General features: G+C 60.9%; 15 protein-coding genes. 8 read left to right on the top strand and 7 right to left on the bottom strand.

The genetic code is table 11. The features are described from left to right. Window positions 1-122 precede the first annotated feature (122 nt). Genes JKA62_RS18820 through JKA62_RS18805 form a run of 4 tightly spaced genes read left to right on the top strand, consistent with a single transcriptional unit; the run spans window position 123 to window position 3,551 of the window. The gene (locus tag JKA62_RS18820) at window positions 123-812 is read left to right on the top strand and encodes an ABC transporter permease (protein ID WP_172667905.1); all 690 of its coding nucleotides are present in this window, start codon (window positions 123-125) and stop codon (window positions 810-812) included. 21 nt (window positions 813-833) lie between these two features. Beyond that, on the top strand, window positions 834-1,727 hold the full coding sequence (locus JKA62_RS18815) for a glycine betaine ABC transporter substrate-binding protein (protein WP_011332430.1): 894 nt from the start codon (window positions 834-836) through the stop codon (window positions 1,725-1,727). Window positions 1,728-1,740: 13 nt separating this feature from the next. After that, complete coding sequence (locus JKA62_RS18810) at window positions 1,741-2,394, top strand: ABC transporter permease (protein WP_007953690.1); 654 nt, start codon at window positions 1,741-1,743, stop codon at window positions 2,392-2,394. Further along, complete coding sequence (locus JKA62_RS18805) at window positions 2,391-3,551, top strand: osmoprotectant ABC transporter ATP-binding protein OsmV (protein ID WP_011332429.1); 1,161 nt, start codon at window positions 2,391-2,393, stop codon at window positions 3,549-3,551. The genes JKA62_RS18810 and JKA62_RS18805 overlap by 4 nt, the downstream gene beginning before the upstream one ends. A gap of 156 nt (window positions 3,552-3,707) precedes the next feature. Here the strand turns inward: JKA62_RS18805 and JKA62_RS18800 are convergent, their stop codons facing one another. Next, a complete protein-coding gene (locus JKA62_RS18800; protein WP_181457906.1) occupies window positions 3,708-4,814 on the bottom strand; it encodes a DUF3472 domain-containing protein in 1,107 nt (368 codons plus the stop codon). 341 nt (window positions 4,815-5,155) lie between these two features. Between JKA62_RS18800 and JKA62_RS28950 the strand changes: the two genes are divergently transcribed. Continuing rightward, window positions 5,156-5,359, top strand: coding sequence for a hypothetical protein (locus JKA62_RS28950; RefSeq protein ID WP_181457907.1), 204 nt, complete (start codon window positions 5,156-5,158; stop codon window positions 5,357-5,359). A gap of 333 nt (window positions 5,360-5,692) precedes the next feature. After that, the gene (locus JKA62_RS18795; RefSeq protein ID WP_007953693.1) at window positions 5,693-6,856 is read left to right on the top strand and encodes a type III PLP-dependent enzyme; all 1,164 of its coding nucleotides are present in this window, start codon (window positions 5,693-5,695) and stop codon (window positions 6,854-6,856) included. 60 nt (window positions 6,857-6,916) lie between these two features. On the opposite strand, the gene JKA62_RS18790 is transcribed toward JKA62_RS18795, so the two are convergent. Both JKA62_RS18790 and JKA62_RS18785 read right to left on the bottom strand, forming a co-directional pair. Then, window positions 6,917-7,618, bottom strand: a complete 702-nt coding sequence (locus JKA62_RS18790; RefSeq protein WP_201819117.1) for a tetratricopeptide repeat protein — start codon at window positions 7,616-7,618, stop codon at window positions 6,917-6,919. 57 nt (window positions 7,619-7,675) lie between these two features. Further along, complete coding sequence (locus JKA62_RS18785) at window positions 7,676-8,356, bottom strand: Fe2+-dependent dioxygenase (RefSeq protein ID WP_201819006.1); 681 nt, start codon at window positions 8,354-8,356, stop codon at window positions 7,676-7,678. A 207-nt stretch (window positions 8,357-8,563) separates the two neighbouring features. On the opposite strand from JKA62_RS18785, the gene JKA62_RS18780 reads away from it, so the two are divergent. Both JKA62_RS18780 and JKA62_RS18775 read left to right on the top strand, forming a co-directional pair. Continuing rightward, window positions 8,564-10,885 (top strand): TonB-dependent receptor, encoded by a 2,322-nt coding sequence (locus JKA62_RS18780; protein ID WP_011332425.1) that lies wholly within the window; start codon window positions 8,564-8,566, stop codon window positions 10,883-10,885. Window positions 10,886-11,017: 132 nt separating this feature from the next. After that, window positions 11,018-13,546: a PepSY domain-containing protein gene (locus tag JKA62_RS18775; protein ID WP_201819004.1), complete on the top strand. Its 2,529-nt coding sequence runs from the start codon at window positions 11,018-11,020 to the stop codon at window positions 13,544-13,546. A gap of 54 nt (window positions 13,547-13,600) precedes the next feature. Here JKA62_RS18775 and JKA62_RS18770 read toward each other — a convergent pair whose 3' ends face one another. Genes JKA62_RS18770 through ptsP form a run of 4 tightly spaced genes read right to left on the bottom strand, consistent with a single transcriptional unit; the run spans window position 13,601 to window position 20,749 of the window. After that, complete coding sequence (locus JKA62_RS18770) at window positions 13,601-15,142, bottom strand: alkaline phosphatase D family protein (protein ID WP_201819002.1); 1,542 nt, start codon at window positions 15,140-15,142, stop codon at window positions 13,601-13,603. 59 nt (window positions 15,143-15,201) lie between these two features. Next, window positions 15,202-16,935 (bottom strand): PTS fructose-like transporter subunit IIB, encoded by a 1,734-nt coding sequence (locus tag JKA62_RS18765; RefSeq protein ID WP_201819000.1) that lies wholly within the window; start codon window positions 16,933-16,935, stop codon window positions 15,202-15,204. An 11-nt stretch (window positions 16,936-16,946) separates the two neighbouring features. Continuing rightward, complete coding sequence (pfkB, locus tag JKA62_RS18760; protein ID WP_201818998.1) at window positions 16,947-17,888, bottom strand: 1-phosphofructokinase; 942 nt, start codon at window positions 17,886-17,888, stop codon at window positions 16,947-16,949. Beyond that, window positions 17,888-20,749, bottom strand: a complete 2,862-nt coding sequence (ptsP, locus tag JKA62_RS18755; RefSeq protein ID WP_201818996.1) for a phosphoenolpyruvate--protein phosphotransferase — start codon at window positions 20,747-20,749, stop codon at window positions 17,888-17,890. The genes pfkB and ptsP overlap by 1 nt, the downstream gene beginning before the upstream one ends. Between the last annotated feature and the right edge of the window lie 227 nt (window positions 20,750-20,976).

Below are 20,976 nucleotides of genomic sequence, written 5' to 3'. Positions count from 1 at the left end.
AAAAAAGCTGCTTCTCGCGAACGACTCTCCCGGCAGCCAAGGCTTGGCATGCCACACGGGACTGCGTTCGCCGACTAAAAAAAAGGAGTCCGCCTGTGGCTATCCGCTATGGCAAAGGGCTGATGGGAGGTGCGGTGGTGATCGCGCTCCTGGCCCTGCTGGTCCACTGGATCGGCATCAACACGATCGAACACTACCGCGACGATTTGTTGTTTTACCTGCAAGCTCATCTGATTCTCGTCCTCGCTTCAATGCTGGCCGCCCTGGTCGTGGGCATTCCCGCCGGTATTTTCCTGAGCCGCCCGACCATGGTCGGACGCGCCGAACGCTTCATGCAGATCTTCAACATCGGCAACACCGTGCCACCGCTGGCCGTGCTCGCAATTGCCCTGGGGATTCTCGGCATCGGCAGCGGTCCGGCGATCTTCGCTCTGTTCCTCGCCTCGCTGTTGCCGATTGTGCGCAACACCTATGAAGGCCTGAAAAACGTCCAGGGCTCGCTGAAAGAAGCCGCCGTCGGCATCGGCATGACCCCGCGTCAGGTGCTGTGGAAAGTCGAATTGCCCAACGCCGTGCCGATCATCGTCGGCGGTGTGCGGGTCGCGCTGGCGATCAACGTCGGTACCGCGCCGCTGGCCTTCCTGATCGGCGCCAACAGCCTCGGCAGCCTGATCTTTCCCGGCATCGCCCTGAACAATCAGCCGCAACTGCTGCTCGGCGCCGCGTGCACCGCGCTCCTGGCCCTGCTGCTCGATGGCGTGGTCACCCTCGCCAGCCGTCTCTGGCTGGAACGCGGTTTGCGCCCGTCTTGAGGCTTTTGCGAAGGAATGAATATGAAACGACTTAGCTTGATTCTGGGCTGCGTGCTGCTCTTCGCAGGTATCGCCCAAGCCGCCGACAAACCGGTGATTCGCCTTGGCGCCCGGGTCTTCACCGAGCAGACCCTGCTCGCGGAAATCACCGCGCAATACCTGCGCAGCAAAGGCTACGACGCGCAGATCACCGGAGGCCTGGGCAGCAACCTGGCCCGCAGCGCCCACGAAACCGGACAACTGGACATGCTCTGGGAATACACCGGCGTGTCGCTGGTGGCCTACAACCACGTCACCGAAAAACTCGACAGCGCACAGTCCTACGCACGGGTGAAAGAACTCGACGCGAAAAAAGGCCTGGTCTGGCTGACACCGTCGAAATTCAGCAACACCTACGCCCTCGCCCTGCCGAAAAAAGTGGCTGAGGAATATCCGCAAATCCACACCATCAGCCAGTTGAACGACGTGTTGAAGGCTGAAGCCAAGACCAATCACCTGGTCGCGTTGGACACCGAATTCGCCAACCGTTCCGACGGTCTGGACGGCATGGTCAAGCTCTACGACATGAACCTGACCCGCCAGAACATCCGGCAGATGGACGCAGGGCTGGTGTACACCGCGCTGCGTAACGGTCAGGTGTTCGCCGGTCTGGTCTACACCACCGACGGTCGCCTCAACGCCTTCGGCCTGAAGCTGCTGGAAGACGACAAGCATTACTTCCCGGATTACACCGCAGCGCCGGTCGTGCGTCAGGCCTACCTCGACGCGCATCCGCAACTGGCCGAGCAACTCAAGCCGCTGGCCGAGCTGTTCGACGACGAAACCATGCGCCAGCTCAACGCGCGGGTCGATGTCGATCACGAAAGCCCGTCGAAAGTCGCTGCCGATTTCCTGCGCCAGCATCCACTGAACTAAAGGAGGAAAAGTCATGGAATTTTTGAACGCCTTTTCCCACCTCGACTGGCAGCAGGTGATGCACCTGACCTGGCAGCACATCACCCTGGTCGGCATCGCCGTCAGCCTGGCGATTCTCATCGGCGTGCCGCTGGGCATCCTGATGACACGCTTCCCGAGCCTCGCCGGTCCCTTGCAGGCCAGCGCCACGGTGCTGCTGACCGTGCCGTCGATTGCCCTGTTCGGCCTGCTGCTGCCGTTCTACTCGAAATTCGGCCAGGGCCTCGGCCCGATGCCGGCGATCACCGCCGTGTTCCTTTATTCATTGCTGCCGATCATGCGCAACACCTACCTCGCCCTGACCGGCGTCGAGCCGGGCATCCGTGAAGCCGCACGCGGCATCGGCATGACCTTCGGCCAGCGCCTGCGCATGGTCGAGTTGCCGATCGCCGTGCCGGTGATCCTCGCCGGCGTGCGCACTGCGGTGGTGATGAACATCGGTGTGATGACCATCGCCGCGACCATCGGCGCCGGTGGTCTCGGCGTGCTGATCCTCGCCTCCATCAGCCGCAGCGACATGTCGATGCTCATCGTCGGCGCGCTGCTGGTCAGTCTTCTGGCGATCTTCGCCGACCTCATTTTGCAGTGGCTGCAACGTTCGCTGACTCCAAAAGGACTCCTCAAATGATCGAACTTCAAAACCTCAGCAAGACCTTCCAAAGCAACGGCAAAGATGTGAAAGCCGTGGACTCGGTAAGCCTGACCGTCAATGAAGGCGAAATCTGTGTGTTCCTCGGGCCATCGGGTTGCGGCAAAAGTACCACGCTGAAAATGATCAACCGCCTGATCAAGCCGACCTCGGGCAAGATCCTGATCAACGGCGAGGACACCACCGACCTCGACGAAGTGACCCTGCGTCGCAACATCGGCTACGTGATCCAGCAGATCGGTCTGTTCCCGAACATGACCATCGAAGAGAACATTGTCGTGGTGCCGAAACTGCTCGGCTGGGACAAACAGAAATGCCACGACCGCGCCCGCGAACTGATGAGCATGATCAAGCTTGAGCCCAAGCAGTATCTGCATCGCTACCCGCGCGAACTGTCCGGTGGCCAGCAGCAACGGATCGGCGTGATCCGTGCGTTGGCGGCGGATGCACCGCTGTTGCTGATGGACGAACCGTTCGGCGCGGTCGACCCGATCAACCGCGAGATGATCCAGAACGAGTTCTTCGAGATGCAGCGCGCGCTGAACAAGACCGTGATCATGGTCAGCCACGACATCGACGAAGCGATCAAGCTCGGCGACAAGATCGCGATCTTCCGCGCCGGGAAGCTGCTGCAGATCGACCATCCGGACACTCTGCTCGCCCATCCGGCAGATGACTTCGTCAGCAACTTCGTCGGCCAGGACAGCACTCTCAAACGTCTGCTGCTGGTGAAAGCCGAGGACGCCGCGGACAATGCGCCGTCGGTCAGCCCTGAAACGCCAGTGGCCGATGCGCTGGAATTGATGGACGAACATGACCGTCGCTATGTCGTCGTCACTGACGCCGAGAACAAGGCACTGGGTTATGTGCGCCGTCGTGACCTGCACCGTCAGACCGGCACCTGTGCGCAGTTCCTGCGCGAGTTCAACGCCACGGCTGCCTACGACGAGCATTTGCGCATCCTGTTGTCGCGCATGTACGAGTTCAATCGTGCGTGGTTGCCGGTGATGGATGCCGAGCGAGTATTCCTCGGCGAGGTGACTCAGGAGTCGATTGCGGCTTACCTGAGTTCCGGTAAATCACGTGGCGTGGGAAAGACCAGTATTGTTTCCCCAGCCGACACTGCAATAGCCTGATATAGAAATATCGCCGCCACTTCGCCGAGTGAGCGGCGATACATTTAGAACATCCAAATTGGTTACGACCAAAGAAATATCTTCGGCGTATCGACACCGAAAAACCCCGCAACCCAGCAAATTACTTTAAACCTCAAATACAGGAAACCCCGAAAACTACAATAATTTCGTATACCCATAGTTCGATTGCTGATTGAAAATATCGGTCAACACCAGACTTACATAACACTCCTCTTGTGGTTTGCCCATAGCAAATGCAGCAGAGCGCTTTTCCGGAAAAAAGTCAGTATTACTTGCTATTACAGGACCTGTCGCACTGCCCGTATGCACCCGCAACAAGTGACTAAACTGTGGGGTTCGGCCATCATCAGTTACCCATTCGACATAAACTCCATCATTTTGATAGCGGGCATTCATCCCCATAACAGCAATTTTATTATCCACAGGAGCCGGCTTGTCACTGTGTGGCTGCACGTTGACCTTTTTGTAGTTTTCAGTATTTGAATTAGTCCCACCACATACCACCTGCACTCGACCTAGTGCCTGATCCCCATCAGGAACAATATCCCACGTCCAAGGCCTATTACCTCCTGCTGCCCCCTCGAAGTAAAGCGGTTTTTCCCACACCCCATCAGCACTCATGCGGTAGGACGGTCCCCAAAAGCCATCATAACGCGTAGCACTTCCACCAAACCGTTCTAGAAATCCCGCAGTAGTAGGATTCACAAATGACACATTTCCCTCTGGAATCTTAATAGTTGAAAAGTGCGTCCACTTCCCTGTTTCGTAGGAATACATAAACGTCGCAACTCGCGTAAAGCTGTCTCCTGGCCGATACCATCTGCGCAAAACTGTCGCATACACATAGCCAGCTTTCCAAGGCATCGCATGAGAAGTATGCAGACCTACTCCCTCCCCCGTAAAAATGTCACTGTACAATCCCTCAACCCCATACTCCAGCTCAGGATTGACCCCCCCCACACCCCAAACGGAACAAATATTATTATTATAATAAGGTACACCACCAATGACAGCACCACCATTAGTTTGCAACCCAAAATACCCTCCCCAGCGCCCTAACCTAAAGTTACTCCCACACCAATAAATGCCAGGATAATCTCTACCTGCCGCAACTTCCTGCTCCATATATATCAGCTCAGCCATAGGTGCTGAAAATACTGCACTGACATGTGGTCCATCATCTGGAAAGTCTGGATTGCGTTGCGCCGTTACTGTTTCATTTCCTTTCATATTCACGTTCATTATCTGAGTCTCCGAAGTAGCTGAGAACATAACGTACTCCACACCACCTCGACTGCCACCTGTCAACTCTGACAGTCGAAATCGCAGAAATATATAACTGCTTATTTATCAAGGATTATTTCTTGGTTGCCTGCACGGGCTCGAGGTCGCTGCCTGCTCGTGTATCCGAGTTCGAGTCGTTCACGTTGGACGAAGATCAATATCGTCTTGCCCGTGGAGACTGTGGAGAGGTAAAACGCGGCCCTATAGGAGCGAGCGCTTGCTCGCGAAGACGAAATGTCATTTAGCAATGACGCCGACGGTGAAAATATCTTCGCGAGCAAGCTCGCTCCCCCAAAGAAATGTCTGGTTTCGTTCCCCTCACAGAGCGGAAAAAAATCTCAACAGCAGCGCCCGCAGAACCTCCTCAAACGAGCCTTACCAAACTACCAAAAACCACCCCTGATCCTTCTCTAGCAGCCAACGTCGCCGATATTGAAGCGATCACACTTACCCTTGATTTGGCACTCATCAGCTTCGAACGTGCAGGTATTTTTAACACCTGAAATTTATTGCGGAACATCTGGCCGTCATCTCGGTCGGGTACAAAGAGTGATATCCGCGACGTACGTCAGAAGCGTGCAAAAACGCGACATTTTTAGTTGATCTCAGGCCCCTCACGCCCTAAAGTTCGCGCCGAACGTCCATGCTGGAAACGATCCATCCGGCTCAAGTACTGACGACGAGACAGCAAGGCCAAGGGAAAGAAAGACTACATTTCCCATGGCCTTTTTGCTTTCGGCGACATGCCTTGGGAAGTAGGCGAACCAAAGTGGGGATACGGAGGACGTTCATTTGCACCCATTGATTAACGACGTTTGCCACTAGGAGTCCCAAGTATGTCGATCCAGGTCGAAGACTATTTCGCGCGCGAAACCTTTCAGAAAATGAAGGCGTTCGCCGACAAACAGGAAACCCCGTTCGTGGTGATCGACACCGCGATGATCGCCCAGGCTTACGATGACCTGCGCGCCGGTTTCGAATTCGCCAAGGTCTACTACGCGGTCAAGGCCAACCCGGCCGTCGAGATCATCGACCTGCTCAAAGAGAAGGGTTCGAGCTTCGACATCGCCTCGATCTATGAGCTGGACAAAGTGCTGAGCCGTGGCGTCAGCGCGGATCAGATCAGCTACGGCAACACCATCAAGAAATCCAAGGACATTCGCTACTTCTATGAGAAGGGCGTGCGTCTGTTCGCCACCGACTCGGAAGCCGACCTGCGCAACATCGCCAAGGCCGCACCGGGCGCCAAAGTCTATGTGCGCATCCTGACCGAAGGCTCGACCACGGCCGACTGGCCACTGTCGCGCAAATTCGGCTGCCAGACCGACATGGCCATGGACCTGCTGATCCTCGCCCGTGACCTGGGCCTGGTGCCGTACGGCATCTCGTTCCACGTTGGTTCGCAACAGCGTGACATCAGCGTCTGGGACGCGGCGATCGCCAAGGTCAAAGTGATTTTCGAGCGCCTGAAAGAAGAAGACGGCATCCACCTGAAGCTGATCAACATGGGCGGAGGCTTCCCGGCCAACTACATCACCCGCACCAACAGCCTGGAAACCTATGCCGAAGAAATCATCCGCTTCCTCAAGGAAGACTTCGGTGATGACCTGCCGGAAATCATTCTGGAGCCAGGCCGTTCGCTGATCGCCAACGCCGGTATCCTGGTCAGTGAAGTGGTGCTGGTCGCCCGTAAATCCCGCACCGCCGTCGAGCGTTGGGTTTATACCGATGTGGGCAAGTTCTCGGGCCTGATCGAAACCATGGACGAAGCGATCAAGTTCCCGATCTGGACCGAGAAGAAAGGCGAGATGGAAGAAGTCGTGATCGCCGGCCCGACCTGCGACAGCGCCGACATCATGTACGAAAACTACAAGTACGGCCTGCCGCTGAACCTGGCGATCGGTGATCGCCTGTACTGGCTGTCGACCGGTGCGTACACCACCAGCTACAGCGCCGTCGAGTTCAATGGCTTTCCGCCGCTGAAGTCGTTCTACGTGTAAGCGATGCTGGCGTAATGCAAAAAGCCCATGACGTGTCATGGGCTTTTTTGTGGCTGCGATTCAGGTGTTCTGTAACTCGGCGCAACGACGAGCGTAGGCCTGCGCCAGTGCCTGGATTCGCGGATCGGTTGCGCTTGCCAACGTCTGGCTGGCCACTCGCAGGAAGTTCAGGTTGCCGCCGGTCAGCGCTTTCTCCAGCCAGACCAACGCATCATCAACGCGCCCCTCCGCCGCCAGTACTGCCGCGTGGCTGAACTGCCCGCGAAAGTCTCCGCCTTCGGCCGAACGTCGATACCAGTCACGGGCCGCTGCCGGATCCGACGGGCACACTTGCCCTTCCTCCAGATAACGCCCGAGCAAGTTCATCGACTTGGCATGACCGGCCTCGGCAGCGCGTTGATACAACGCCATGGCCTGAAAATGATCGACCGCTACACCGCGTCCGGTTGCGAGCAGATTGGCGAAGTTGTACATCGCCCAATCCAGCCCTTCATCTGCTGCAACGCGATAATGCCTGGCGGCAACTGCTGCGTCCGCCACACAACCCCATCCGTGTTCATGGCAGCGACCGAGCATGTTGCGCGCCATCAGATGACCTTGCCCTGCAGCAATCTCAAACCAGCGCAATGCCAACGGCTGATCCTGAGCAATCCCGTGGCCATCGAGCAGGATCTGCCCGAGCAGCGCCTGCGCCTCCAGCACGCCGTCACCCGCCGCCAGCAGAATTGCCTGAGCCGCGCGGGCAGGACTTTCTTCGAGCATGGCCGTGAGGCGTTCGCCGTCGAGGACTTCTTCGCGACGCAACCGAAAGTCCGCCACTTACACCTCGACCCAGCGGCGCAAGAGGTTGTGATAGGTGCCGGTAAGGCGGATCAGCGAAGGGTGATCGGGCATGTCGTGGGTCAGTTGCTGGATCGCACCGTCCATCTCGAACAGCAAGGCGCGCTGGCTGTCCTCTCGCACCAGGCTCTGGGTCCAGAAGAACGAGGCATAACGCGCACCACGAGTGACCGCGTTGACCTTGTGCAGGCTGGTGCCGGGGTACAGCACCATGTCGCCGGCGGGCAGTTTCACCCGCTGGGCGCCGAAAGTGTCCTGGATTTCCAGTTCGCCGCCGTCGTAGTCCTCGGGCTCGCTGAAAAACAGCGTGGCGGACAGGTCGGTGCGTACGCGCTCGATACTGCCCTTGGGCTGGCGCACGGCGTTGTCGATGTGGAAATCGAAACTGCCGCCCGCCGTGTAGCAGTTGAGTAACGGCGGGAACACTTTGTGCGGCAGCGCGGCGGACATGAACAGCGGATTTTTCCACAGGCGCTCAAGCATCGCCGCGCCAATCTCTTTGGCCAGTGGATGGCCTTCCGGCAACTGCAGATTGTGCTTGGCCTTGGCCGATTGATAGCCGGCGGTGATCTTTCCATCAGCCCAGTCGGCTTGTTCCAGAGCCTCGCGGATGCGCCGCACTTCGTCTTTCTCAAACAGAGCGGGGATGTGCAGGAGCATGGCGACGTCACCAGATGACAAAAGGATGCCAATGGTATTGATTCTTATTGGCCGTGTAAAACGCGCTAGACGAATGAACTGGCAAAAACCGTAAGGTTAAATTGTAAAGAATGTAAATTCAGTGCGAATAACAATGTTTCGCAATTGATACGAATACCTGTTTACCCTATATTTCGCCGCCTCAAATCCTTGGGGAGGGGAATAAAAATGGCACGTCAACCCGCACAATTACCGGTCAGTTCACCGCGTCTGCTCGCTTCCGCCATCGGCGTGGCAATTACCGCCGGCTCCGCAGGCCACATGGTGTTCGCCGCCGAAAAAACCGACAGTAAAGCCACCGGCAATGCCATCGCCCTGGACGCCACCGCCATCACCGGCGAAGCCCAGGACTCGACGTCCTACCAGGTCGAGAAAGCCTCCTCGCCCAAGTACACCGCGCCGCTGGTCGACACGCCGCGCTCGGTCACCGTCATTCCGCAACAGGTACTCAAAGACACCGGCGCCCTGAACATGCAGGATGCACTGCGCACCGTACCGGGCATCACTTTCGGTGCCGGTGAAGGCGGTAACCCGCAGGGCGACCGTCCGTTCATCCGCGGTTTCGACGCCCAGGGCGACACCTACCTCGACGGCGTGCGCGACACCGGTTCGCAGAGCCGCGAAATCTTCGCCGTGGAAAACATCGAAGTCAGCAAGGGCCCGAACTCCGCCATCGGCGGTCGCGGCGCGGCGGGCGGCAGCATCAACCTGGTGAGCAAGAAAGCGCACCTGGGCAACTCGTTCGACGGTGGTTTCACCTGGGGCTCCGACCAGACCCAGCGCTACACCATGGATGGCAACTACCAGTTCAGCGACACCGCTGCCGGTCGTCTGAACCTGATGAGCCACGAGAGCAACGTCGCCGGTCGCGACAAGGTCGACTACGACCGTTGGGGCATCGCGCCGTCCCTGGCCTTCGGCCTGGGCACCGACACCCGCGTCAACCTCGACTACTACCATCTCGAAAGCAATGACACCCCGGATTCGGGCATTCCTTACACCATCCCTGCCGGCGGCTCGGCGGTGCGCACCAAGTCCAACCCGGACAAGCCGTACGCCGGCGGCGATCACAGCAATTTCTACGGTCTGGACCGCGACTTCCGCAAGGGCCGCACCGACACCGCGACCTTCGCCATCGAGCATGACCTGAGCGACTCGCTGACCATCAAGAACACCCTGCGTCACGGCACCAGCATGCAGGATTACATCCTGACCCAGCCGGACGACAGCAAGGGCAACGTCAACAACGGCAGCGTCTGGCGTCGTGCGAACACTCGCGTGAGCAACACCGAGACCACCACCAACCAGACCGACCTGTTCGGCAACTTCTACGTTGCCGGCTTCAAGAACAGCTTCTCCACCGGTGTCGAATACACCCGTGAGGAAAGCAGCAAATCCTCTTACAACGTCAACACCGACACCACGCCGCGCACCTCGGCCGTGACCACCAACTGCAACCCGGGCCTGATCGGTGCTGCCAGCGGCTACAACTGCACCTCGCTGTCGAACCCGAACCCGAACGATCCGTGGAACGGCGCAATCTCGCGCAACTACGCCGGCACCGACACCCAGTCCGATACCTACGCGCTGTATGCGTTCGACACCCTGGAGCTGTCTGAGCAATGGCTGGTGAACATGGGCCTGCGTTACGACCACTTCGAAACCGGCTACAAGACTTACACCAACGCTGGCACCACCACCTCCAAAGGTTCGGATACCAGCGAATTCGTCACCGGCCAGTTCGGCATCGTCTACAAGCCGGCAGAGAACGGCAGCATCTATGCGTCCTACGCAACTTCCGCCACACCGCCGGGCAACACCCTGGGTGAAGGTCAGGAAGGCAACCCGCTGGGCGGCACGCCGGATCGCAACGGAAACCTGCTCAAGAGCGACATGGAGCCGGAAACCACCAAGAACTACGAAATCGGTACCAAGTGGGATCTGCTGAACGATCGCCTGTCGCTGACCGCCGACATCTTCCGCACCGAGAAAGAAAACGCGCGTGTCCAAGTCGATACCACCTCGTACGAAAACGCCGGCAAGACCCGCGTTCAAGGTATCGAGCTGTCGGCCAGCGGCAAGATCACCGACAAATGGCAAGTGTTCGCCGGTTACGCCTACATGGACAGCGAGCAAGTGGACGGTGGTGACCTGCCGGCCAACAAGGCCAACAACGGTAACGAGCTGCCCAACACGCCGAAAAACAGCGCCAGCCTGTGGACCACTTACCAGGTCACGCCGAAGCTGACCATCGGTGGCGGTGCGTTCTACGTGGATGACGTGTTCGGCAACGTGGCCAACACCACCATGGTCGATTCCTACGTTCGCTACGACGCGATGGCGGCGTACAAGCTGAGCAAGAACGTCGACCTGCAACTGAACGTGCAGAACCTGACCAACGAGACCTACTACGACAAGGCCTTCTCGACCCACTTCGCCAACCAGGCGGCGGGCCGTACGGCATTGCTGAGCACCAACTTCCACTTCTGATAGAAGCCGGAAGCACCGGGCCCCGTTCATTCATTTGAGCGGGGCTTTTGTGCGTAATAAAGAACGTTTCTCGATAGGCCACGGCATAATGCACGCCGTGAACACAACCTCCGAACGGACAAGGCAAGCAACGTGTTGAAGAAAACCCTGTTCCAGTTGCACTGGTTTTTTGGCATCACTGCCGGGCTGGTGCTGGCCCTGATGGGCATCACCGGCGCTGCCTATTCGTTTCAGGACGAAATTCTCAAAGCCCTCAACCCCTCCGTGTTGCAGGTCGAGAAACAGGTCGCCGGCGTCCTGCCACCCGCCGATCTGGTGGCGCAGATCGAAGCCGCCTCGGGCAAGAAAGTCTCGATGCTCTCGGTCGAGACCGAAAGCGGCAGCGCCGGGCGCGTCTGGTTCACCCCGCCCAAAGGCGAGCGCCGGGGCGAGATGCGCTACTTCGATCCCTACACCGCCGAGTTCAAGGGCGAGGCCACCGGCCAGGACTTCTTCGGCCTGATGCTGCAACTGCACCGGTTCCTCGCCATGGGCGATACCGGTCGCAACATCACCGGCGCCTGCACCCTGATGCTGCTGTTCTTCTGCCTGTCCGGCCTGTACCTGCGGTGGCCGCGCCAGTGGAACAGCTGGCGCGTGTGGCTGACCCTCGACTGGAAGAAAAAGGGTCGCAGCTTCAATTGGGATCTGCACTCGGTGTTCGGCACCTGGTGCATGCTGGTTTACCTGTTGCTGGCGCTGACCGGACTCTCCTGGTCCTACGAGTGGTACAACAAAGGCCTGACCAAATTGCTTTCCGACGCGCCGCAAAACGAGCGCGTGCGCGGCGGTCGTGGCCCGGCCCCCGAAGGTCCGGCGCCGACTGCCGATTACGCCGCCATGTGGGTCAGCATCTACAGCACCGCAGGCCCGGGCCTCGCTTCCTACAACATCCGCATGCCGCCGGTGGCCGGCCAACCGGCGACCGTGTTCTACCTGCTCGACAGCTCGCCCCATGACCGCGCACTGAACCAGATCACCCTCGACCCGGCCACCGGCGTCGTCAAACGGGTCGACCGCTACGCCGACAAGAGCTTCAAGGCGCAATTGCTGACCAGCATTTACGCGCTGCACGTCGGCAGCTATTTCGGGCTGGTCGGGCGGATCATCGTGACCGTCGCAGCCGTCTTGATGCCGCTGTTCTTCATCACCGGCTGGCTGCTGTACCTGGATCGCCGCCGCAAGAAAAAGCAGATCAAGGATGCGCGCAAAGGCCTCGACCAACCGGCTGGCGATACCCCCGCGTGGCTGATCGGCTTCGCCAGCCAGAGCGGTTTTGCCGAGCAACTGGCGTGGCAGACCGCCGGCCAGTTGCAGGCCGCCGGATTGCCGGTGAAGGTGCAGCCGCTGGCGAATGTCAGCGAGCAGGATCTGCGCGAATCGAACAACGCGCTGTTCGTAGTCAGCACCTTCGGCGACGGCGACGCGCCGGACAGCGCTCGCGGTTTCGAGCGCAAGGTATTGAAGAACGCCTCGACCCTCGACAGCCTCAACTACGCGGTGCTCGGCCTCGGCGACCGTCAGTATCAGCACTTCTGCGGTTTCGCCCGACGCCTGCATCAATGGCTGGGCGAACACGGCGGCAAAACCCTGTTCGCCCCGGTAGAAGTCGATAGCGGCGACCCTTACGCGCTGCGTCACTGGCAAACCCAGCTCGGCCTGATCACCGGGCAAGCGCCGGTCGACACCTGGCAGGCGCCGAGCTACGAGAACTGGACGCTGGTACGCCGTGAGCTGATGAATCCGGACAGCAGCGGCGCCCCGGTCTTCCTGCTCGGCCTGACCGCGCCGACTTCTCGCAGCTGGCTGGCCGGTGACCTGGTGGAAGTGCTGCCGCGCAACTGCCCGTGGGCCATCGAACATTTCCTCGACGGCCTCGGCATCCGTGGTGAAACCAGCGTCAAGGTCAACGGCCTGCAAGAGCCGCTGGAAGTGGCCCTCGCCAGCCGCCAATTGCCCGAGCACCGCGCCCATCTGGTCGGCCTGCATGCTCAAGCGCTGGTCGATGCGATGGTGCCGCTGGCCATGCGCGAATACTCGATCGCCTCGATTGCCGCCGACGGCGTGCTGGAACTGATCGTGCGTCAGGAACAGCATGCCGACGGCAGCCTCGGCATTGGCTCCGGCTGGCTGACCGAGCATGCTCCGGTCGGCGGCAGCATCAGCCTGCGGGTCCGCCGCAACAGCGGTTTCCATCTGCCGAACGCTGCGGTGCCGATGATCCTGCTGGGCAACGGCACCGGCCTTGCCGGGCTGCGCAGCTTGCTCAAGGCGCGGATCGCCGACAATCAGCAGCGTCACTGGCTGCTGTTTGGCGAGCGCAATCGCGAGCACGATTTCCTCTGTCGTGCGGAGCTGGAAGAGTGGTTGATCAATGGCGATCTGGAACGACTGGATCTGGCGTTCTCAAGGGATCAGGCCGAAAAGATTTACGTCCAGGATCGCCTGCGCGAATCGGCCGGCGAGTTGAAGAAATGGCTGGCGGACGGTGCAGTGATCTACATCTGCGGCAGCCTTCAAGGCATGGCGTCGGGCGTGGGTCAGGTGCTCAATGAAGTGCTGGGCGCCGCCGAAGTCGAACGTCTGATCGAACAGGGTCGCTATCGTCGCGACGTTTATTGATCCACCTGAATCCCCTGTGGGAGCAACCAAGCTCCCACAGGTTCAGCACTGGATTCAGACGGGCTGCAGTTTCTGCTCGAACACCGCAACACCCTCCAGATCCCGCAACACCACGCTCATCTCCCCGCTCTGCCCCTCGATGTTCACCTCGCCGAAAAACTGAAAACCGGCAAACGGTGAAGCGTTTTGCGTCGGTGGCGCTTTCTGAAACACCACTTGCGGGCCGAAGGTCTTGTCCAGCGGGTTGGGGCCGAAACTGCCGGCGTTCAACGGTCCTGCGACAAACTCCCAGAACGGTTCGAAATCCTGGAATGCCGCTCGATCCGGGTGGTAATGATGCGCCGCGCAGTAATGCACATCCGCCGTCAGGAACACGAAATTGCGCACCTGATGTGCCCGCAGGAACCCGAGCAATTCGGCCACTTCCAGTTCGCGCCCCTGAGCCGGGCCAGGATCGCCGTTGGCCACCGCTTCCCAGCGCGCAACACCGGGACTGACCTCGCCATCCGGCACACCGAGACCGATCGGCATGTCGGCGGCGATGACTTTCCACTGGGCTTTCGACGCCTTCAATCCGCGCTTGAGCCAGTTCAGTTGCTCGCGCCCGAGGAACGGTTTTTCCGCCCCGAGATTGTCGTCGTTGGCCCCGCGATAGCTGCGCATGTCGAGCACGAACACATCGAGCATCGGCCCATAACTCAGCTTGCGATAGATACGCCCGCCGCCATCGGCGGCCTGCAAACGCATCGGCGAATATTCGAGCCAGGCCTGACGCGCACGTCCGACCAGGGTGTGGATATTTTTTTCCTGATAACGCTCGTCGAGCTGCTTGCCCGGCGACCAGTTGTTGACCACTTCATGGTCGTCCCACTGCCAGATCTGCGGCACTTCGGCGTTGAAGCGACGGACGTTTTCGTCCATCAGGTTGTAGCGGTAATTGCCGCGATAATCGTCGAGGGTCTGGGCAACCTTGCTCTTGGCTTCGGTGGTGAGGTTGCGCCAGATCCGGCCACCCTCGGTGGTCAGTTGCGCCGGCACCGGGCCGTCGGCGTAGATGGTGTCGCCGCTGTGGATAAAGAAGTCCGGCAGGCGCATGCGCATCGCTTCATAGATGCGCATGCCGCCGATATCGGGGTTGATGCCGAAGCCCTGGCCGACGGTGTCGCCGCTCCAGACAAAACGGATATTGCGCCGCGCCGTCGGTGCGCTGCGCAAATGGCCAAGCCACGGTTCACTGGCGACGCCGGTGCGGGCGTCCTTGAAATACACGCGGTAGAAAATCGCCTGATCGGCGGGCAGCCCGGTGAGTTCGACGCGGACGGTGAAATCGCTACGGGCATCGGCCAGCGCCGAGACGACCCGGCGCGGATGACGGAACTGGCTGCGGGTGTCCCACTCCACCACCATCTGCGCCGGGCGGTCGGCGCGGCTCCAGATCATCGCCCGGTCGCCCTGCAAGTCGCCGGATTGCACGCCGTCAGTGAGTTGCGGTCGATCCTTGACCGACGCGATCACGGCCGGCGCCAGCCCCGGCATCAGCAGTCCGGCACCGACGGCTTGCATCACGCGCCGGCGACCGGGATTGAAATCGCTCATGGTGTTCTCCCTGAAAAAAGGAAAACTTAAGCACTGCTAGATGAAAGGGGTGTGACACCTCACGCCTTCGCGGGCTCCAGCGCCAGTTCCACGGCTTCCGGTCGTTTGACCAGCGCGTACACCACCGCCGTCAGCAGGCTGCCCGCGACAATCGCCAGCAGGTACAACAGCGCATGGTTGATCGCATTCGGAATCGCCAGCACGAACAGGCCACCGTGGGGCGCCATCAGTTTGCAGCCGAAATACATCGACAACGCACCGGTCAACGCACCGCCGGCAATGCTCGCCGGGATCACCCGCAACGGGTCTTTCGCCGCAAACGGAATCGCCCCTTCGGAGATGAAGCACAGTCCCAGCACCAGCGCCGCTTTACCCGCCTCGCGTTCAGTCTGGGCGAACTTGCGTCGGGCGATGAACGTGGCAATGCCCAGACCGATCGGCGGCACCATGCCGGCGGCCATGGTCGCGGCCATCGGTGCGTAACTCTGCGAGGCGAGCAGCCCCACCGAGAATGCATAGGCAGCCTTGTTGATCGGCCCGCCGAGGTCGACGCACATCATGCCGCCCAGCAGCACACCGAGCAGAATTGCGTTAGTGGTGCCCATGCTGTCGAGAAAATGCGTCAGCGCCGCGAGCATCCCGGCCACCGGTTTGCCGACCACGTAAATCATCACCAGCCCGGTGAACAGACTGGCGAACAACGGGATGATCAGAATCGGTTTCAGCGCTTCCAGGCTTTGCGGCAGCGCCACATACCGACTGATCGCCTTGGCCGCGTAGCCGGCGATAAATCCGGCGACGATCCCGCCGATGAAACCGGCGCCCAGGGTGCTCGCCAGCAAACCGCCGATCATCCCCGGCGCGAGTCCGGGACGGTCGGCAATCGACCAGGCAATGTAACCGGCCAGCAAAGGCACCATCAATTTGAACGCGGTCTCGCCACCGATCTGCATCAGCGCCGCCGCCAGCGTGCCTTCTTCCTTGAACGCGGTGATGCCGAACACGAACGACAAGGCGATCATCAGACCGCCCGCCACCACCATTGGCAGCATGAACGACACGCCAGTCAGCAGGTGTTTGTAGACGCCGCTTTTCTCTTGCTTGGCCGGGACTTTTGCGTCGCCGGCAGCGTTTTCCACGACACCTTCGGCCAGGGCTTTTTTCAGCGTGGCTTCGGACTGTTTCAACGCAATCCCGGTGCCACAGCGATAGATTTTCTTGCCGGCGAAACGCTCGGTGGCGACTTCGATGTCAGCCGCCAGCAGCACCACGTCAGCCTCGGCAATCGCGGTTGCGCTCAACGGATTTCGCGCGCCGACCGAGCCCTGGGTTTCGATCTGCAGGTCGTAGCCCAGACGCTTGGCGGCTTGCTGCAAGGCTTCGGCGGCCATGAAGGTGTGGGCGACGCCGGTCGGGCACGCGGTGACAGCGACCAGACGCGGCGCATTGGCGCTGGCAGCCACGGACGGCGTTTCGTCAGCGACATATACCTCGGACTCGACCGCACCACGCCGCAGCACGTCTTCGACATCCTGCAGGGCTTGCGCCGGCGCGATCCGAAAGACTTTCTTGCCGATGAACCGGGTCATGTCCACAGTTCCGGTGGCGACCAGCAACACCCACTCGGCGGCCTCGATGGTGGCCGCCGACAACTCGCGTTCCGGGTGCGCCGCATCCACCACTTCGACGCTGGTGCTCCAGCCCTGACGCTGGGCCGCGGCATCCAGCAACCGGGCGCACAGCACACTGGTGACCATGCCGTTCGGGCAGGCCGTGACAATGGCTAACTTCATGACAAACCCTCTTATTGTTCTGTCAGGGGGCGCACGCGCACGCCCTGTTCGAGCTGCGTCAGTTGCGCAGCATCGTGAATACCGAATCCGATCTGGGTCACCGCCTGCGCCGCAATCGCCGTAGCAGTGCGCAGGGTTTGCTCCGGCGTGTCGGCGCTGAGCAGACCGTGGAGCATGCCGGCCAGCAACGAATCGCCGGCACCGACCGTGCTGGCGACGCTGACCTTCGGCGGTGTCGCATGCAGCGCCGAGCCGACGCTGAACCAGTTCACACCGTCGGCGCCGTGGGAAATCACCACATGCTCAATGCCCTGAGCGTGCAGCCGATTGGCTGCTTCGGCCTGAGACGCGTGGGACAGCACTTCACAGCCCAGCGCGTCGGCCAGCTCTTCAGTGTTCGGCTTGATCAGCCACGGGCCGGCCTTGAGCGCCACACGCAAGGCATCGCCGCTGGTGTCCAGGGCGACTTTCAGGCCCAACGCCTTCAAGCGCTCGACCAGTTCACGCAACCACTGCGCACTGACCCCGCGCGGCAAACTGCCCGCAACTACAACCGCGTCATGCCCCGGCGCGATCTGCACCAGACGCTCCAGCAACGCCTGTTGCGCCACTACGCCGACCACCGGCCCCGGGCCGTTGATGTCGGTGATGCGTCCATCCTGCTCAGCGACCTTGATGTTGCTGCGGGTCTCGCCGGGCACCCGGATAAACGCATCGGTGAAACCGCGTTTGGCGAACAGGGTTTCGAACGCTTGCAGATTGTCTTCGCCGAGAAAGCCGCTGACCGTCAGTTGATGACCGAGGTCGGCCAGCACTTGCGCAACGTTGACGCCCTTGCCGGCGGCGTGGGTGTGCATCTCGTCGCTGCGGTTGACCTGACCGGCCTCAAGGCGTGGCAACTGCACCGTGAGGTCCAGCGCCGGGTTGAGGGTCAGGGTGAGAATCTTGGCCATTACAGGGCCTCCACTAATGCGCGCACTTCGTTGGCGCTGCCCACGGCCAGGGCTTGTTGAGCAAGGGTTTGAGCCTGGGTCAGGCTGAGTTCGCGGATGCGTGCCTTGACCTCGGCGATGCTGCGCCCGGAGACGCTCAATTCATCCACACCGAGGCCGACCAGCACCGGCACCGCCAGCGGATCCGCCGCCAGTTCGCCGCACACACCGACCCATTTGCCATGGGCATGGGCCGCGCGCACGGTGATGTCGATCAGCTGCAGCACCGCCGGGTGCAAGCCGTCAGCCTGGGCGGACAAGGTCGGATGACCCCGGTCGATGGCCAGGGTGTACTGGGTCAGGTCGTTGGTGCCGACGCTGAAGAAGTCCACCTCTTTGGCCAGCACCGGCGCCAGCAGTGCGGCGGACGGCACTTCGATCATGATCCCCAGTTGCAGATCGGGAACCGGGATTTCCAGACGCAGGCGTTCGGTCATGTCGCGGGCCTGACGCCACTCTTCAACGCTGCCGACCATCGGGAACATGATCCGCAACGGACGGTTGTCCGCCGAACGCAGCAAGGCGCGCAACTGCGCTTCCATGATCTGCGGACGCTGCAAGGTCAGGCGAATCCCGCGCACACCGAGGAACGGGTTTTCTTCCTTGGCGATCGGCCAATACGGCAGCGGTTTGTCGCCGCCGACATCAAGCGTGCGCACCACCAGCGGCCGACCGGCGAGGCCGTCGAGGACGCGGCGGTATTCGGCTTCCTGAGTCGCCTCGTCCGGCGCCTGCGGATGGGCCATGAAAATCAGTTCGGTGCGCAGCAGGCCGATGCCTTCGGCGCCCTGCTCCACCGCGCTGATCACACCGGCGCTTTCACCGATGTTGGCGAACACTTCCACGGCGTGGCCGTCGGTGGTGTGCGCCGGTTGATGGCGTTGTTCGGCGGCGGCTTTCAGACGTTGTTCGCGGGTGTCACGCTCTTCGCTGGCGCGTTGCAGGGTAGCGGCATCCGCGTCCACATGCAGGCGACCCCGCTGGCCGTCGAGCAGCAACGGCGTGCCCGGTTTCAACAGCAACACGGCAGCGCCCGCACCGACCAGCGCCGGAATCCCCAGTGCGCGAGCCACAATTGCACTGTGCGCGGTGGCGCCGCCACGGGCGGTGAGAATCCCCGCGACCCGCGCCGGTTCCAGACGCGCCACATCGGACGGGCCGACTTCATCCATCACCAGAATGTACGGTTGCTCAGGCTCGGCGGGCGTCTGCACGCCACACAGTTGCGCCAGCACCCGACGACCAATGTCGCGCAGGTCGGCGGCACGTTCGGCGAGCAGCGCGTCCTGCAACGCTTCCTGTTGTTTCGCGGCGGCCTCGATCACGGCCATCCAGGCTGCTTCGGCGCTTTCACCCTGCTTGAGGCGAGTGTCGACTTCATCGGTGAGTTCCGGGTCGTCGAGCATTTCCTGGTGGGTGATGAAAATCTCGCGGATCGCCTTGGCCTTGCTGCGTTCGATCAGGCCCTGAATGTCCTGACGCACGTCGGCCAGCGCTTGCTTGAGACGCTCGCGCTCGATGGCGGCGGACTCGCCGCGCAGCGGATAGTCGATGGCTTGCTGGACCTGAATGTGCGCCGGGCCGATGGCGATGCCGGGGGCGGCGGGAATCGCTTGCAGCAGGCTGCCGGAGGCCGGGGCGCTCAGGACTTCGGCGATGTCGGCGATGACTTCGCGCTGTTGGCTGACTGCGGGCAGTGGTTCGACTTCTTCACCGAGGCCTTCCTCGATCGCCGCCAACAACGCCGGCAACGCATCGGCGGCGATGCTCGGCTCGGCGATGATTTCCAGCACCTGGCCACGACGGGCGCCGAGGCTCAGCAATTTGCTCAGGCTTTTCACCGATACGGCGCTGTCCTGACCGTCGACGATGCGCACACGGATTTCGCCGTCAAAACTTTTCGCCAGTTGCGCGAGGATCTTCGCCGGCCGCGCATGCAGACCATGGGCGTTGGCCAGTGCGATACGCGCACTCGGCCAATCGGCGGGCAACTCACCGCCGAGCACTTCAAGGACTTTGCGGCTGCTGGTGGCACGGCCCAGTTCATGGCCGCGACCTTCTATCAGCAACGCGCACAAACGCTCGAGCAACGCCTGATGCGCTTCACCGAGGCTGGCCAGACAGAACAGACCGCTGAGGGGCTGGCCGAGGTAACGCATCGGTTTGTCCGGCGTGACGAATGCCAGCCCCGGACGCTTTACGGTCTGCTCGCTGTGCAGCCACCACAGGCCATCGCCCAGCGGCAGCGCTTCGACCTGCTGCAATACCCCGGCGAAACCGTTGCTCACGCAATCGGCCTGGCGCAGCAGACGCGCACCCCGCCAGACCAGCTCTTCGAAATCGTCGGCCGATACGCCGAGGCCGATCATCTGTGCATCCAGCGCCAGCTCTTGCGGCGCGCCTTGCAGCAGTTTCAGCAATGCTTCGGGCGAACTGGCGCGGCGCAGGGCCTGGCCCAGATCGGTCTCGCCGAGGGCGCGGGTCAGCAGTTGCAGCAAGCGCAAGTGTTCGTCGGATTTGGCGGCGATGCCGATGGCCAGATAAACGATCTGGCCGTCGCCCCAGTCCACGCCGTCGGGAAACTGCATCAGGCGCACGCCGGTGGCGAACACCTGATCACGGGTTTCGGGCGTGCCGTGGGGGATCGCAATGCCTTGGCCGAGGAAGGTCGAGCCCTGAGCCTCCCGGGCCTGCAGGCCGGAGAGGTAGCCGTCGGCGACCAGACCATCGGCGACCAGATGACTGGCCAGCAATTGCAAAGCGGCGGGTTTATCCACAGCCGACTGGCCCATGGATATCTGCTCTACAGTGAGCTCGAGCATGCGATCTCCTTTTTGGCGTCGTGTGACGCCAGGTATTGTTTTGAATGGTTGCAGCTTAGGCGCTTGTCAGCTTCCCTTCAGGAGGCAGTTTTGGCGGTTTCACGGCAGAACCGGCCAAAGGCGTCTAAAACGTAGAAAATACGCTTGCTGAAACGTTTAATCTAGATTGATTGGCACGTTACTCGATAATGTCCCATCCTTGAAGTCCAACTTGTCGGATGCGCTGA

Source organism: Pseudomonas sp. B7, assembly GCF_016735645.1.
Lineage (GTDB): Bacteria > Pseudomonadota > Gammaproteobacteria > Pseudomonadales > Pseudomonadaceae > Aquipseudomonas > Aquipseudomonas glycinae.
This window is presented reverse-complemented; position numbering and strand designations above follow the sequence as displayed.

Bases quoted from the DNA above. Each gene is read 5' to 3' on its own strand.
- JKA62_RS18820 (WP_172667905.1), top strand. From the start codon at position 123: ATGGGAGGTGCGGTGGTGATCGCGCTCCTGGCCCTGCTGGTCCACTGG.
- JKA62_RS18815 (WP_011332430.1), top strand. From the start codon at position 834: ATGAAACGACTTAGCTTGATTCTGGGCTGCGTGCTGCTCTTCGCAGGT.
- JKA62_RS18810 (WP_007953690.1), top strand. From the start codon at position 1,741: ATGGAATTTTTGAACGCCTTTTCCCACCTCGACTGGCAGCAGGTGATG.
- JKA62_RS18805 (WP_011332429.1), top strand. From the start codon at position 2,391: ATGATCGAACTTCAAAACCTCAGCAAGACCTTCCAAAGCAACGGCAAA.
- JKA62_RS18800 (WP_181457906.1), bottom strand. From the start codon at position 4,814: ATGAACGTGAATATGAAAGGAAATGAAACAGTAACGGCGCAACGCAAT.
- JKA62_RS28950 (WP_181457907.1), top strand. From the start codon at position 5,156: ATGTCTGGTTTCGTTCCCCTCACAGAGCGGAAAAAAATCTCAACAGCA.
- JKA62_RS18795 (WP_007953693.1), top strand. From the start codon at position 5,693: ATGTCGATCCAGGTCGAAGACTATTTCGCGCGCGAAACCTTTCAGAAA.
- JKA62_RS18790 (WP_201819117.1), bottom strand. From the start codon at position 7,618: ATGCTCGAAGAAAGTCCTGCCCGCGCGGCTCAGGCAATTCTGCTGGCG.
- JKA62_RS18785 (WP_201819006.1), bottom strand. From the start codon at position 8,356: ATGCTCCTGCACATCCCCGCTCTGTTTGAGAAAGACGAAGTGCGGCGC.
- JKA62_RS18780 (WP_011332425.1), top strand. From the start codon at position 8,564: ATGGCACGTCAACCCGCACAATTACCGGTCAGTTCACCGCGTCTGCTC.
- JKA62_RS18770 (WP_201819002.1), bottom strand. From the start codon at position 15,142: ATGAGCGATTTCAATCCCGGTCGCCGGCGCGTGATGCAAGCCGTCGGT.
- JKA62_RS18765 (WP_201819000.1), bottom strand. From the start codon at position 16,935: ATGAAGTTAGCCATTGTCACGGCCTGCCCGAACGGCATGGTCACCAGT.
- pfkB (WP_201818998.1), bottom strand. From the start codon at position 17,888: ATGGCCAAGATTCTCACCCTGACCCTCAACCCGGCGCTGGACCTCACG.
- ptsP (WP_201818996.1), bottom strand. From the start codon at position 20,749: ATGCTCGAGCTCACTGTAGAGCAGATATCCATGGGCCAGTCGGCTGTG.